General features: G+C 38.3%; 10 protein-coding genes and 1 pseudogene. 7 read left to right on the top strand and 4 right to left on the bottom strand.

Annotated features, from left to right (window positions below):
* Positions 1–83: 83 nt before the first annotated feature.
* From ABXH06_RS13245 to sucD, 4 genes are all read left to right on the top strand, one after another.
* The gene (locus ABXH06_RS13245; protein WP_311582769.1) at positions 84–2,888 is read left to right on the top strand and encodes a 2-oxoglutarate dehydrogenase E1 component; all 2,805 of its coding nucleotides are present in this window, start codon (positions 84–86) and stop codon (positions 2,886–2,888) included.
* A gap of 30 nt (positions 2,889–2,918) precedes the next feature.
* Entirely contained in the window at positions 2,919–4,400 is a 1,482-nt protein-coding gene (gene odhB, locus ABXH06_RS13240) for a 2-oxoglutarate dehydrogenase complex dihydrolipoyllysine-residue succinyltransferase (RefSeq protein ID WP_353518538.1), read from the top strand.
* Between the two features lie 446 nt (positions 4,401–4,846).
* Positions 4,847–6,013, top strand: coding sequence for an ADP-forming succinate--CoA ligase subunit beta (gene sucC, locus ABXH06_RS13235; RefSeq protein WP_311582775.1), 1,167 nt, complete (start codon positions 4,847–4,849; stop codon positions 6,011–6,013).
* On the top strand, positions 6,013–6,885 hold the full coding sequence (sucD, locus tag ABXH06_RS13230) for a succinate--CoA ligase subunit alpha (protein ID WP_303451779.1): 873 nt from the start codon (positions 6,013–6,015) through the stop codon (positions 6,883–6,885). The genes sucC and sucD overlap by 1 nt, the downstream gene beginning before the upstream one ends.
* A gap of 68 nt (positions 6,886–6,953) precedes the next feature.
* On the opposite strand, the gene ABXH06_RS13225 is transcribed toward sucD, so the two are convergent.
* Both ABXH06_RS13225 and ABXH06_RS13220 read right to left on the bottom strand, forming a co-directional pair.
* Entirely contained in the window at positions 6,954–7,736 is a 783-nt protein-coding gene (locus ABXH06_RS13225) for a hypothetical protein (protein ID WP_353518537.1), read from the bottom strand.
* A 2,953-nt stretch (positions 7,737–10,689) separates the two neighbouring features.
* Positions 10,690–11,280, bottom strand: a complete 591-nt coding sequence (locus ABXH06_RS13220; protein ID WP_353518536.1) for a TetR/AcrR family transcriptional regulator — start codon at positions 11,278–11,280, stop codon at positions 10,690–10,692.
* Between the two features lie 290 nt (positions 11,281–11,570).
* Between ABXH06_RS13220 and ABXH06_RS13215 the strand changes: the two are divergent.
* Positions 11,571–12,119, top strand: a pseudogene (locus ABXH06_RS13215) (carboxymuconolactone decarboxylase family protein).
* Positions 12,120–12,272: 153 nt separating this feature from the next.
* Complete coding sequence (locus ABXH06_RS13210) at positions 12,273–12,497, top strand: glutaredoxin family protein (RefSeq protein WP_311582793.1); 225 nt, start codon at positions 12,273–12,275, stop codon at positions 12,495–12,497.
* Positions 12,498–12,504: 7 nt separating this feature from the next.
* On the opposite strand, the gene ABXH06_RS13205 is transcribed toward ABXH06_RS13210, so the two are convergent.
* Entirely contained in the window at positions 12,505–13,221 is a 717-nt protein-coding gene (locus ABXH06_RS13205; protein ID WP_353518535.1) for an META domain-containing protein, read from the bottom strand.
* 177 nt (positions 13,222–13,398) lie between these two features.
* Positions 13,399–14,223: a DUF2306 domain-containing protein gene (locus ABXH06_RS13200; protein WP_353518534.1), complete on the bottom strand. Its 825-nt coding sequence runs from the start codon at positions 14,221–14,223 to the stop codon at positions 13,399–13,401.
* 421 nt (positions 14,224–14,644) lie between these two features.
* Between ABXH06_RS13200 and ABXH06_RS13195 the strand changes: the two genes are divergently transcribed.
* Positions 14,645–15,361 carry a porin gene (locus tag ABXH06_RS13195; RefSeq protein WP_353518533.1) on the top strand — a complete coding sequence of 239 codons (717 nt, stop codon included), beginning with the start codon at positions 14,645–14,647 and terminating at the stop codon, positions 15,359–15,361.
* The last annotated feature ends 43 nt before the right edge of the window (positions 15,362–15,404 follow it).

Here is a 15,404-nt window from a genome sequence, read left to right as displayed (position 1 = left end):
AATAAATTAGCCGATAGTCTAATTGAAAAGTTTTTGATAATTATTAAACTTTTTGTTGCTTTTATCCCACAAAGGAACAGGCAATGCCAGAAGGTGTAATGAAGGCTTGGATAGAGTCTTCCCATTTAAGTGGCGCTAACGCTACTTATATTGAAGAATTGTACGAATCATATCTAGATAACTCGCAATCTGTGTCTGCAGAATGGCGAGAAGTATTTCAACAGCTTCCAAAAATTGAAGGTGCTGATGTAGAGTATCGCCACTCTGAAATTCGTGATGAATTTAAAGAGCTTGCTAAACAAAACCAAAAAACGGTCGTTGTTTCAGCAGGAGGAGATGCAAAACAAGTTAAAGTCCTACAGTTAATAAATGCTTTTCGTTTTCGCGGCCATCAAAATGCTAACCTTGATCCATTAGGGTTATGGCAACGTGATAAAGTGCGTGACTTGCAATTATCGCATCATGAGTTATCAGAAAATGATTTTGATAAAGAATTCAACGTAGGTTCTTTTGCCGTTGCAGAAGACACCATGAAGTTAGGTGATTTATATAAATCACTTAAAGCAACGTATTGTGGCGCCATTGGTGCAGAGTACATGCATATTACTTCTACTGAAGAAAAACGTTGGTTACAAAATCGTCTTGAATCTGTTCAGTCACAAGCACAATTAACTACGGCTGAAAAAGAAGAAATCTTAAAAGGTTTAATTGCTGCAGACGGTCTTGAAAAATATCTTGGTGCTAAATTTCCAGGAGCCAAACGATTCTCTTTAGAAGGTGGCGATTCACTCATTCCTATGCTGAAAGAGTTAATTACGCGCGCTGGCTCTCATGGTACTAAAGAAGTCGTTATTGGTATGGCCCACCGTGGTCGCCTAAATGTACTGGTTAATGTTATGGGTAAGAATCCATCAAAATTATTTGATGAATTCGGTGGCAAACATGATGAAATTTTATCATCAGGCGATGTGAAATATCACCAAGGTTACTCGTCAGATTTTGTCACACCAGGTGGCAATGTTCACTTAGCGCTAGCATTTAACCCTTCGCATCTTGAAATTGTTAACCCTGTTGTTATTGGCTCTGTTCGAGCACGTCAAGACAGACGTGGTTGTGAGCAAGGTGATATTGTTTTACCAATTACTATCCATGGTGACTCGGCGATTGCGGGTCAAGGTGTGGTACAAGAAACCTTTAACATGTCTCAAGCGCGAGCATTTAAAGTCGGCGGTACTATTCGTGTAGTCGTCAATAACCAAGTTGGTTTTACTACCTCTAATTCAGAAGATACTCGCAGTGGTGAATATTGTACTGAAATTGCCAAAATGGTGTCTGCACCGATTCTTCATGTCAATGGTGATGACCCAGAAGCCGTTATTTTAGCGACACAAATAGCGCTTGATTACCGAAATGAATTTAAACGTGATGTGGTTATTGACTTAGTTTGTTACCGCCGTCACGGACATAACGAAGCTGATGAGCCTAGTGCAACTCAACCGTTAATGTATAAAAAAGTTAAAAAACACCCAACCCCTCGTCAGTTGTATGCGGATAAATTGAACTCTGAAGGTTCGATTAAAACGGATAAGTCTAATGAGTTAACCGCTTATTACCGTAAACTGCTTGATGAAGGTCAGTGTACTGTTGAACAATGGCGACCAATGACAGAGCATTCTGTAGATTGGACTCCTTATATTGGACACAACTGGGATGATGACTACGAGAAAGAGATTTCAGTTGAGAAGCTAAAAGAGCTTGCTGCTAAAATTTCAACTTACCCTGAGTCTCATCAGGTTCATAGTCGGGTTAAGAAAATTTATGACGACCGTGTAAAAATGGCTTCGGGTGAGAAATTACTTGATTGGGGGATGGCTGAGAACTTAGCGTATGCTTCCGTGGTTGACTCAGGTCAACGGGTACGTATTACCGGACAAGACTCTGGACGCGGTACTTTCTTCCATCGTCATGCGGTTTTACATAACCAAGAAGATGCAAGCAAGTATTTACCTTTACAAAACATTCGTGAAGGGCAAGGGCCATTTGATGTTCACGACTCAGTATTATCTGAAGTGTCTGTTATGGCATTTGAATATGGTTATACGACAGCAGAACCTGCTGGCTTAACAATTTGGGAAGCTCAATTTGGTGATTTTGCCAATTGTGCCCAAGTGGTCTTTGATCAGTTTGTTAGTTCAGGGGAGCAAAAGTGGGGGCGTTTATGTGGCTTAACTATGTTGTTACCACATGGCTACGAAGGTCAAGGTCCTGAGCATTCGTCTGCTCGACTAGAACGATTCTTACAATTGTGTGCTGATCACAACATGCAAGTTTGTGTGCCATCAACGCCTGCGCAAGTATTTAATATGTTGCGTCGACAAGTGATTCGTCCAATGCGTCGTCCGCTTGTGGTTATGTCTCCAAAATCATTATTACGTCATCCGTTGGCTGTTTCTTCACTTGAAGAACTTTCTACAGGTGTCTTTCATAATGTTATTGGTGAAGTTGATGAGATTGATCCTAAAAGTGTTGATCGCGTGGTATTTTGTAGTGGTAAAGTTTACTACGAACTGTTAGAGCAACGTCGTAAGAATGAGCAAAATAATATCGCCATCATTCGAATCGAACAGCTATACCCATTCCCAGAAGAAGAGCTGCAAGTTGAATTAGCTAAATATCAACATGTGAAGCAATTTGTCTGGTGTCAGGAAGAACCGCAAAACCAAGGTGCGTGGTATTGTTCACAGCATCATTTTAGAGCGGCAATACCTGAAGGTACTTATTTGACATATGCTGGCCGCAAGGCTTCTGCAGCACCTGCTGTTGGTTATATGTCAGTTCATGTTAAAGAGCAACAAGCGCTAGTCCATGACGCGCTCAATGTTGAATAGACTAGTTTTGTAAGTGAAGGAAAAAATTAAATGACAACCGAAATTAAGGTTCCCGTTTTACCTGAATCAGTTGCTGACGCAACCGTAGCTACTTGGCATGTACAAGTAGGCGATAAAGTATCTCGTGATCAAGTATTAGTGGATATTGAGACAGATAAAGTTGTATTAGAAGTACCGGCTACTTCTGACGGCGTTATTACTGAAATATCACAAGAAGAAGGCGCCACCGTATTAGGTGAGCAAGTGATTGCAATTTTAAGTGAAGGTGAAGCAGAAGCATCTTCATCTGAAAAATCTGAACCAGCCGCGGCAACTGAATCTTCGAGCGCTTCTCAAGGTAAGGTAATCGACATTGTTGTACCTGTTTTACCTGAGTCAGTGGCTGATGCAACGGTAGCTGCATGGCATGTTGCTGAAGGCGATACAGTCTCAGTTGATCAAAACTTAGTGGATATTGAAACAGATAAAGTCGTTTTAGAAGTGGTCGCACAAGATAATGGCGTAATTGGTAAAATTATCCATGCTGAAGGCGACACAGTATTAGGTGACCAAAAAATCGGTGAACTTAACGCAGGTGCTAAAGCAGCGGCTCCTACTCAATCGAAAGAAGAAGCTATTAGCAGCGATGAATTAGCAAGCCCATCAGTACGTCGTTTAATGACAGAAAAAGGCTTATCAGCAAGTGATGTTGTTGGTACTGGCAAAGGTGGACGTATTTCAAAAGAAGACGTTGAAGCTGCAGCTAATAAACCTTCTACACCTGCAAGTAAAGCACCTGCTGCAAAAGCACCAGTAGCACAAGACTTAGGTGAACGTTCACAAAAACGTGTGCCGATGACTCGTTTACGTAAAACAATAGCGACTCGTTTACTTGAAGCGAAAAATTCTACCGCTATGTTAACCACGTTTAACGAAGTTAACATGAAGCCAATCATGGATTTACGTAAGCAATACAAAGACGTTTTTGAGAAAACACATGATACCCGTTTAGGTTTTATGTCTTTCTACGTTAAAGCGGTAACTGAAGCGTTAAAACGTTACCCAGCAGTGAATGCGTCAATCGATGGTGATGATATTGTTTATCACAACTTTTTTGACGTATCTATTGCAGTTTCAACGCCACGTGGTCTAGTAACTCCTGTACTTCGTGATGCTGACCAACTAAGCATGGCTGGTATCGAAAATGGTATTCGTGATTTGGCGATTAAAGGTCGCGATGGCAAATTAACCATGGATGAAATGCAAGGTGGTAACTTCACTATTACTAACGGTGGTGTTTTTGGATCTTTAATTTCTACGCCTATTCTAAACTTACCTCAAGCAGGTATTTTAGGAATGCACAAAATCCAAGACCGCCCAATGGCCGTTGATGGAAAAGTTGAAATTTTACCTATGATGTATTTAGCACTATCTTACGATCACCGTTTAATTGATGGTAAAGAGTCTGTAGGTTTCTTAGTGACTATTAAAGAATTACTTGAAGATCCAACACGCTTATTGCTTGATATTTAAGTATTAAAATATAACTTTACTCAAGGTTATATTAATAAAAACCGTGCTAATATAGTGCGGTTTTTTTTGTCAATTTTTTATGGTTATCCTTAGGGGATCGACTTTAAGTGTTGAAAACTTTGTCTGTGGTACTCATGATAATGCCGCAAAAATCACTTCAAAGCTGACAACTATTCTTAACGGCATATTCGTCGTAACTGACTATATTTTTGTACAAAATAGTGTTATTTCGATATCTATTTCATCGCTATTTTCAACACTTATAACAAATATTACTAGATTAAATAAAAAAAACCATGAACTAGACTATAGTATTAGCTCTAAAGACTTTGTTCTCTAGAGCTTTTGTACTATAATCGGTCGACTTTTTTCGATGGTGGTCTCTTTGTAAATGAATTTTTGCAAAAGTCTGCCATTTTCATCTACAGATAAATGGATAAAACACCATGAATTTGCATGAGTACCAAGCGAAACAATTATTCGCTGAATATGGTTTACCAGTTTCTGAAGGGTTCGCTTGCGACACTCCTCAAGAAGCTGCTGAAGCTGCTGATAAAATTGGCGGCGATATGTGGGTTGTTAAAACTCAAGTTCACGCTGGTGGCCGCGGTAAGGCTGGCGGTGTTAAGCTAGTAAAAACTAAACAAGAAATTAAAGATTTCGCTCAAAACTGGTTAGGTAAGAACTTAGTAACTTATCAAACAGATGAGAACGGACAACCAGTTTCTAAAATTTTAGTAGAAAGCTGTACAGATATCGCTAACGAATTATACCTAGGTGCTGTTGTAGACCGTGGTACACGTAAAGTTGTATTTATGGCATCTACAGAAGGTGGTGTTGAAATTGAAACTGTTGCTGAAGAAACTCCTGAGTTAATTCACAAAGCTGAAATCGATCCATTAGTGGGTCCTCAAGCATACCAAGCACGTGAATTAGGTTTCAAATTGGGTTTAAACCCAACTCAAATGAAGCAATTTGTTAAGATCTTTATGGGTCTTGCGAACATGTTCAACGATTTTGATTTCGCTTTATTAGAAATCAACCCGTTAGTTATTACTGACGAAGGTAACCTTCACTGTTTAGACGGTAAAATTGGTATCGATGGTAACGCTTTATACCGTCAACCTAAAATCCGTACTATGCACGATCCATCTCAAGAAGATGAGCGTGAAGCACATGCTGCACAGTGGGAATTAAACTACGTTGCTTTAGACGGAAACGTTGGTTGTATGGTTAACGGTGCCGGCCTAGCAATGGGTACAATGGATATCGTTAATTTACACGGTGGTAAGCCAGCTAACTTCTTAGATGTTGGTGGCGGAGCAACGAAAGAACGTGTTGCCGAAGCATTCAAAATCATTCTTTCTGACGACAATGTAAAAGCTGTTTTAGTGAACATCTTTGGTGGTATCGTTCGTTGTGACATGATCGCTGAAGGTATTATCGCTGCTGTTAAAGAAGTAGGCGTTGAAGTGCCAGTAGTTGTACGTTTAGAAGGTACTAACGCTGAAGCAGGTCGTGCAGTATTAGCAAGCTCTGATGTAAACATCATCGCTGCTGAATCATTAACTGACGCAGCACAAAAAGTTGTTGCAGCTGCGGAGGGCAAATAATGTCTGTATTAATTAACAAAGATACTAAAGTAATCTGTCAAGGTTTCACGGGTGGTCAAGGTACATTCCACTCAGAGCAAGCGCTTGAGTACGGTACTCAAATGGTTGGTGGCGTAAGCCCAGGTAAAGGCGGTCAAACGCATTTAGGCCTGCCAGTATTTAACACAGTACGTGAAGCGGTAGAAGCAACTGGCGCAACAGCAACCGTTATCTACGTTCCAGCTCCGTTCTGTAAAGACGCTATTTTAGAAGCTATCGACGCAGGCATCGAACTTATCGTAACTATCACTGAAGGTATTCCAACTTTAGACATGGTTGACGTTAAAGTGAAACTTGAGCAAACAGGCGTTCGTATGATCGGTCCTAACTGCCCAGGTGTTATCACGCCAGGCGAAACTAAAATTGGTATCATGCCAGGTCACATTCACTTACCAGGTAAAGTTGGTATTGTTTCACGTTCTGGTACGCTTACGTACGAAGCCGTTAAACAAACAACTGACGCTGGTTTCGGCCAATCTACTTGTGTAGGTATTGGTGGTGACCCTATCCCAGGTACTAACTTCATCGACGTTTTAGAAATGTTCCAAAACGATCCACAAACTGAAGCAATCGTAATGATTGGTGAAATTGGTGGTACTGCTGAAGAAGAAGCGGCTGAATATATCAAAGCTAACGTTACTAAGCCTGTAGTATCTTACATTGCTGGTGTTACTGCACCTGCTGGTAAGCGTATGGGTCATGCTGGCGCAATTATCGCTGGTGGTAAAGGTACAGCTGATGAAAAATTTGCTGCCTTAGAAGCAGCTGGTGTTAAAACGGTTCGTTCTTTAGCGGATATCGGTGTAGCACTTAAAGAGAAAACGGGTTGGTAAGCTAAGGCTTAACAATTTGTAACTCTTAATAAAAACCCGCTAACTAGCGGGTTTTTTGTTATTGAAGCTTAAGAGGAATGATCTGTAGAATATAAGAACTCTCTACATTGTTGCTGAAAGTCTGAGGTGTCTTTTAGAAGTTGTTTGTAACACTCTACGTAAAAATTTATATAGTTAGAATACTTAGTTAATTGAATGTCGGATAACCTTTTATACTCTTCGATATCTGTTTTGGATAAATCAATTTCTAAAGCTAGTTTTTTTAATTCACTTACTTGTTTTTGTCTTGGTATCATTATTGTTTGACATATTTTTAAATTTATACTGTTGTATGTATTTATTAATCTATGACTCCCTATTAACAGTGTAAAAGTTGTTTGATGCTCTTTCATTTCTAAACGTATAATTTTCAATCTTTCTTCATAATGGTTACAACTTTCTACTGAATTAACATCGATATCTCCTAGATATTCAAGCCATTTAAACAGGTGGATGTTTAAGTTAATCAAAATATCTTTTTCTTTCTCTTTTAAACTTAACTTTGAACCAGATACTACTTGTAATTGAGAAGTGAGTATTGCAGATTCTTTTGTAAATTCTGATTTAACCTCTTCTACTAATGCGGTTATTTTTTTTATGTCTTCTATGACCGCTTGGTTTTTACCTTTTTCGCTTAAATAGTTTTTTGAGATATTATTGGCGATAAATGCAGTTGTAGTTATTCCTAATAATGCCAAAAGGTTTAAAGAATAAAGTATTATTGTATCCGAATTTTGATTAGTGTATATGTTTGAAGCCGTAGCCATTATTATTAGAACTGTTCCAATTATAAGAATAGGTTTGATTTTCAATATTGATCCTTTTGATTTTATAGTTTATGAATTATCTATTATTAAATAGAAAACTAAACAAATATACTAAAAACAAATCTGATATAAATAGATCGAAATAAAGGGGTCGGTGACACATGCGTCTCATTCGTATTCTATGGCAATCAATGGGATCAGATCGTTTGATTTGTTCTTGTTAAATACTTTCTAATATTACTTTATATTCTCATTATATTGTCGCGGTGGCGACGACACCCAAAGGGAGACTGCCTCCGGCCTCCCTTTGGAAACCCTCGGAGCTGCTGAAAAATGTATTCTTCTTAAATTTAACCTGCGATAAGCTATCGCTCAGAATGCACATCCATGTGCCACTTCGCTTTGCTATCATCCATGATAGCAATAGCAGCGCAGGTTATATTTATTCAGCATTTTTCCAAGCAGAGTTTATGCTCCGTTCTAGTTTTTATTTAATAATTAAAGGGGTCTAATTAAAGGGGTCGGTGACATTTGATATTTATTATCATTATTAGAAAAAACTTTCTATTCTTTCTTTTAATGTTGATTATTATATTGTCGCGGTGGCGACGGCACCCAAAGGGAGGCTGCCTCCGGCCTCCCTTTGGAAACCCTCGGAGCTGCTGAAAAATTTAGTTCTTCATAAATAAATCAATAATCGAGCTAACGTTCAGAAAGCACATCCATGTGCTACTTCACTTTGCTGGCGTCCTGCCAGCAAAAGCTGATATTGATTATTCATTCAGACATTTTTCAAAGCAGAGTTTATGCTCCGTTCTAGTTTTTCTTTAATTGCTTGATTGCTCTTTGTTTTAGGTTCATTTTTTGATGTGACCTCGCTATAGAAACGAGCAGGGCGTATTTAACCAATTCCCATATCAGCGGTTTGCTAAATAACTAGTAATGGTAGACCTCGACCCGAGACATGGATGTCGAGGGCTGCCGTTGTTCATGGATGATAAATCGGCAGGTCTCGAGGTTTACGCTAGTTGTTTAGCAAAGTATTCCGCTGTTGGGGCGTCGGAGGGGTTCCAAGGGGAGGCACGGCGGTACGTCGCCCCTTGGGTGCTGCGGCCACCGCCGCAATATAATCCGAAATTTCAATAAATCTAGAAAGTATTTTACTGGTTAATGAGAAGTTAAGCTTGATTAGCTAGTTAACTATAGAAACGAGCAGGGCAGTTTTAACCATTTCCCATCTCAGTGGTGAAGGATTTATTTTTAAAGTCGTTAATCGTGTTTTTAAACTGGAGCCAGCGCAGGTACGAGCATTTGACAGTTTACGATTATGACTAAAAATTCATCCTTCAGTAGTTCACTGAGTCGTAATTAAAGGGGTCGGTGACATTTGATATTTATTATCATTATTAGAATTAAAGGGGGCGGTGACGTTTAATTAGTAAAATTGTCGCGGTGGCGACGACACCCAAAGGGAGACTGCCTCCGGCCTCCCTTTGGAAACTCTCGGAGCTGCTGAAAAATGTTGTTCTTCATTCATCATCAATATTCGAGCTAACGTTCAGATAGCACATCCATGTGCTACTTCACTTTGCAGGCGTCCTGCCAGCAATAGCTGATATTGATTATTCATTCAGACATTTTTCCAAGCAGAACTTAAGCTCCGTTCTAGATAGGAGGTCGTCATCCCCGAGGTGTTTTGTCGGTGATCTCTGTAAGGCATCTTGAGATTCCGGCCAAAAACATTACCGGAATTACGGAAGTAAACTATAGTGTTATCAATGGGGTCAGAGCGTTCGATTTGTAATAGTTAAATATTTTCTAGCATTATTTATTGTTTCAGTTGTATTGTCGGGGTGCCGACAGCACCCAGAGGGAGGCTGACGCCGACCTCCCTCTGGACTCCCTCGGCGCTGCTAACAAACGTGGTTCTGAAATAAATAAAAGTGTTCACGTATGTTCATCATCCCTGATGAACATACGTGAACACTTTTATTTATTTCAGCGTTTGTTAAAGCAGGATATATGCTTCGTTCAGTTTGATGATTAATCTCGTTGTTATGGGATTCTGTTTTTATATTTTCATTTATCTTCTAGTTAACTATAGAAACGAGCAGGGCGGATTTAACCTTTTCCCATGTCAGCGGTTTGCTAAATGACTAGCAATGGTAGACCTCGACCCGAGACATGGATGTCGAGGGCTGCCGCGCGGAGGGACGAGCATTCGGCAGGTATCGAGGTTTACGCTAGTTGTTTAGCAAAGTATTCCGCTGTTGGGGCGTCGGAGGGGTTCCAAGGGGAGGCACGGCGGTACGTCGCCCCTTGGGTGCTGCGGCCACCGCCGCAATATAATCCGAAATTTCAATAAATCTAGAAAGAATTTTACTGGTTAATGAGAAGATAAGCTTGATTAGCTAGTTCACCATAGAAACCAGCAGGGCAGTTTTAACCATTCCCCATCCCAGCGATGAAGGATTTATTTTTAAAGTCGTTAATCGTGTTTTTAAACTGGAGCCAGCGCAGGTACGAGCATTTGACAGTTTACGATTACGACTAAAAATTCATGCTTCAGTTTTCACTGAGTCGGGCACCGAGGGAGTTGTTAGAGGGAAACAGTGTTATTTCCCTCTATCGTGCAGCCGGCACACCGACAATATAATCAGGATGTTTATTTAAGCTAGAAAGAATTTGTCTAGTTTTGTGAATTGTTATTGATAAATACTTTAAATTCTCACGGTATAAAACAGTTTAATGTCGCCACCGCAATATAATCAGAAAGCATAACTAGGATAAAAAGTATTTTTCTCGATAAATACTTTTAAATTTAGAGCGTTATCTGCGAGCCTATTAAAGCGATAGGAAACCAACGGGGTAGGAAATCAATAGGCTCAGATCATTTAAATAATTCGGTAACAGACTGATCATTAGCTGATACTAAAAGCGCTTGTAAAAGCTATGCACGCAAAGTGAAATTACCTTTTTCAACGAAAAAGGCTAGTTGTTAAGCGTTAAACGGGTAATGATCAAAACACTCGTTAATCATTTTATCTAAATTACATTCAACGCCATCTATTTTGGCAAATGTTCTAAGTCCTGCTATTTGTACTTGAAGATACTTAGCAAGTTCTAACGCACTTTTTTCACTATTTATTTCGCCCAGCTCTTTTGATTGTTCAATAAGCTTTGCGAATTCTTGACTTATTTCTTCAATGTGAGCTTTGGTGATATCAAGCAGTTCTTGGTTGTCGCTAGTGAGTTCATTGATGGTTTTTGTCAGCATGCACATACTGTTAGGTGCATCTTCTTTCGTGGTGATTACTTGATACTTCACAAAGTCTTTCAATGCTTCAAGAGGAGAGTCTTTCTCTTTTTCATATTGGTGTATTAGACTAATACCTTTGTCTGTGTAGTTTCTTAAGGTTTCAATAAATAATCCATCTTTATTTCCAAAAGCAGCATAAATGCTACCCGGCCGCATATCAATTTCATCTTGTAAGTTCCGCATAGACGTAGCATTAAAACCTTTTTTCCAATAAAGGTTAGTTGCTAAATCTATTACTTCTTGACGATCAAACTTTGCTGCTTTTGCCATGGTTTTTGAGTATCCAAATATATTGTTGAACAACCGTTCAATTATAAAGGCGTTCATTGTGAAGGTAAAGTAAACCGCTGCTAGCACAGAAAATTTTGTTTACGGCGAAAATATATTTTCCTTTATAACCAATTAAAACAGCCAGATAAAGTAAAATTACAATTTAATGAACGATCGTTCAAAATAATTATTGAACGGTCGTTCAATTGCGTTTATAGTTTGGATCATCAACAGACATTGTTAAGAACATTCACTCAGTTTTATTAAGCATATGTATTTTGGAGAAACAAATGAACGAATTTACACGACACACTATTGACACTGCGCCACAAGAGAGCAAAGCGTTTTTAGAATCATCTTAAAAAGAAATGGGGGCTGTGCCTTTGTTATATGCTGTGATGGCTGAATCACCTGAAATATTAAATGCCTATAAACAATTGCATCAGCAATTTACTGCTACGTCTTTCGACAATGAGGAATTAACGGTTGTTTGGCAGACGATAAATGTTGAACATGAATATCAATATTGTGTGCCGGCACACACTGCTATTGCAAATATGATGCAAGTAGATTCAGCAATTACAGAAGCGTTGAGAAATAAAGAAGAATTACCTAGTAAAAAGTTACAAGCATTGCATGAATTTACTTTAGCGGTTGTTCGTCAACGTGGTTTTGTTACTAAAGAGCAATTGAGCACATTTTTTGCTGCTGGTTATCAACAAAAACAGGTTTTAGAAGTAATTTTAGGACTATCGCAAAAGGTGATCAGTAATTATGTTAATCATGTTGCTGAAACTCCCGTCGACCCTTTATTTGAACAATTCGCTTGGTCTAAATAAAGTGGAGTGGTTAAAGAGATAGGTTTACTGTCTCTTTAACGTCAATATCAATGGGATCAGCGTATTTGATTATATCTTCTGTTCGTTATTCGCTTTTGTTACCTTAGGTAATTCGATAAAATAAGTTTCTTTAAAAACTTAGCAAGGTTCAAAATGAAACGCGTTGTTTTGTATATTTCCGATAAATGTCCTCACTGCCGTGAAGCACAAAAATATTTAGATGATAATGGTATTAAATACCGATTAACTAATGCCAAAATGCAACGTGGTCGAAAAGAATTAGACGCTATCGGTGCTCGAACCGTTCCTGTTCTTAAAATTGGCAATGAAATTATGATTGGTTGGAACTTGAAAAATTTTAAAAAGATCTACGGCTAAGAGCAAATTACATGATGGTTTTACACCGCATTGCTTTCATTCGACCTACGGTCCATAAAGCATTATCCGCTTTGCCTTGTAAACTGAATTTACCATTAGTGTATAAAAATCCTGAGGCCGATGGCGCTTGAGGTAAGGTAACCGATTTATTATCACTTAATGTAACTATAGCCATATTATCTTCACTGTTCTGAGATCCATGCTCGACAAATGAAACGGTTAAGCTTGTATCTCGCTCACAGGTATAGTTGACTATTAACGATGGTGATTTTTTTGTAGTATTTTTACCAGGATTAAAAGTGATGGTTTGATTGTCTTGCGCATCAAAAAAAGTAAGATGACCAGCTAAGTCAATCTGATATTTTGTTGATAATGCCAAAGCATTTAAATAGAGGTGTTCACTTTTCATTAATAATGGTGAACAAGCCATTCTCGTAGACAGACTTTTATCAATCGATATTTTATTTTCATCAATGGTTAATTGGCTAGCGTATTGATTACAGCCACTTTTGCCGCTGATTTTATTCTTTTCTACTACCCTCAACGTGATATTCACATTATCAAAAAGTGGTTTGTGATAAATGGTTTCGACCCACCATGAATTTTCGATAAAGATGTTTTTTTGTTCTTGAATTGCCAATGTGTCGCTTGAGGAAGTGGCGGTGTGATGCGTACAAGCCATAAAGAATAATAACGAAGAAAGTATCAGTGCTATTTTGAGCATAATGAGTCCTAACGAGAAAGTATTGTGATCATTTTTTGAAAGGGTAAGGGTAGAGACAGATGTGACAATATGCAATTATAAATATTATTATAATGAATAAAAAACATTTGAATTTACACGATAAAAAAACCGCATTATCGGATGGTTAATACGGTTTTATGCTTTTACATTCATTGATTAGAATCTAGGTAACCACATTCCCATTGTCGCAGATAAAATTCCACCTATTGTCGCGAGTGTTAGTAATAAAACGACTATCGCTGTTATCGTTTTTAAAACTGTGCTTTTACTGTCTTGCGCATAAAAATAGAGTTGAGCAAATGCTAAAGGTACGCCGTATTGAGCAAAACCTAAAAAGGTTAGAAACGGGCCCGTGAATGTTTTTGGGTCAAACCCTACCGGCGCCTGATGGATCATCAGCCATAACATTAAACTGATTCGGAAAAACCATACGCCGCCCATAACTAAAAATAAGCGAATTGCCCAACGACGATGTACTTTAATGTTTCTTTTAATCGCATTGTAAACGGCTAAACTGGCAAAAATCATGATGAGTATCGCATTGATACTTATGCTGTATTTACCTATTTCAGCTCCTACTGTTCCTCTTGTCCACACCATGTATAAACCACCGATACTCAAGATAAAAGCGGTAAAAATATATATACGACCTAGCAATCGGTGAAAAGCTGGCGCGTTGTTTCTTATTTGTCCAATGAACTGTAATGGCCCCGCCACTAATACAATGAATGCAAGTAGTAGATGGACTCCTACTGCAAGGTTGCCAACAAAATCACCCTCAACATATCCATGAGGCATGACTTCGTTCCACTGTGAAATATCGCCATTTAATGTAGCGCCGCCATAGAACAAGCCGACGTAAGCAGCAAATAACCATTGTCCCAAAACAGCCGTGATAAACCATGCTTTTACGCTATTCGTTAACCATTTGTTGGCATTAATTGATACCGTTTCTGTGCTCATTAGAACTGAATTAGTCATCTTTCCCTCTAAATCATTTTTATAGTCTTATATTTTGTTCTTTAGAGCAGAAAGCATACCAAGTTAAAAAGCTATAAATTTCAATGGGGTACATAAGTTATAAAACGATACTATTTGAAAATGGCTAATTTTATTACTTTTTGTTCATTATTTAGGTTTTTCAACAGCAATCTGTAGTTACCTAAACATTTAGCTTAGAAATAAAATGAAAATGCCAACTAACACACAGTTAATGACTATTTATAGGTTTGAGTGTAGCCGTTTTAATGATTGATAATTTAGATTGGGTGGTAAAATTTAATCTTACAAAATCTCACATTCTTCTTGCATTTCATCAACAAATTACAGCAAGAATCGAACACAAGCTATCTATACCATGCTTGCATAACTGATTAACACAACAAACACAGGGAATACTTTTATGAAAAAATCACTTATCAGTATGGCATTACTTTTAGCTTCTACAGGCGTTTTCGCTGGCGATCAATCTGATTCTAATTATCCTGAAAACCCAATTTTAAGACCACTGACTTTAAATGATGGCACAATTGCTGTTAGCGGAGCAATTTCTTGGGGTGAAGAAAAAGATAAAAGCAGAGGTGAGCTTAATTTAAATGCGGCTTATGGTTTAACTGATGATCTTACGATAGGTTTCGCTGGCCTTGATTACCGAGTGCTAGCTAGGAATAATAATCGAACGGGTTTAGAGTTGGCTGTTGGCGTAGGCTTAAGAGGTTTTCAAGAATCAACGAGTAATGGAGATGCTATTGGCTATGGCGCCGATTTAAATGGTAAATATGTTTTTAATCAAGATATTGCCATGACTTTTTCATTAGGTCACGTGATTTGGGATGAAGAGCACTTAGCAAATAAAAGTGAAAATCGATTTTCTGTCGGTGTTCAAAGTAAAGTGGCGAAAAATTGGACTGCTTTTACCAACTACACTTATCGTGATTTAAAAGGCTTTACCCAAGATAAGGCTCATAGTGTGCATTCTGGATTAAACTATACATTGAGTAAAAATATTGATGTTGGCATGTATGCAAGTTATGACAATTTTGAAGCGAAAGAAAATGGCTATGATTTAAAAAATAATTTTGAACGTAGCCTTGGATTATACCTAACTTATCGTTTTTAATTTTGGCATATGAATCGAACAATTTTTCTGAATTGTTAATCGA

The sequence above is a fragment of the Thalassotalea sp. SU-HH00458 genome (assembly GCF_040362795.1).
GTDB classification, from domain to species: Bacteria; Pseudomonadota; Gammaproteobacteria; order Enterobacterales; family Alteromonadaceae; genus Thalassotalea_H; species Thalassotalea_H castellviae.
The sequence above is the reverse complement of the archived record's forward strand: the minus strand, read 5'-3'. Positions and strand labels throughout refer to the sequence as shown.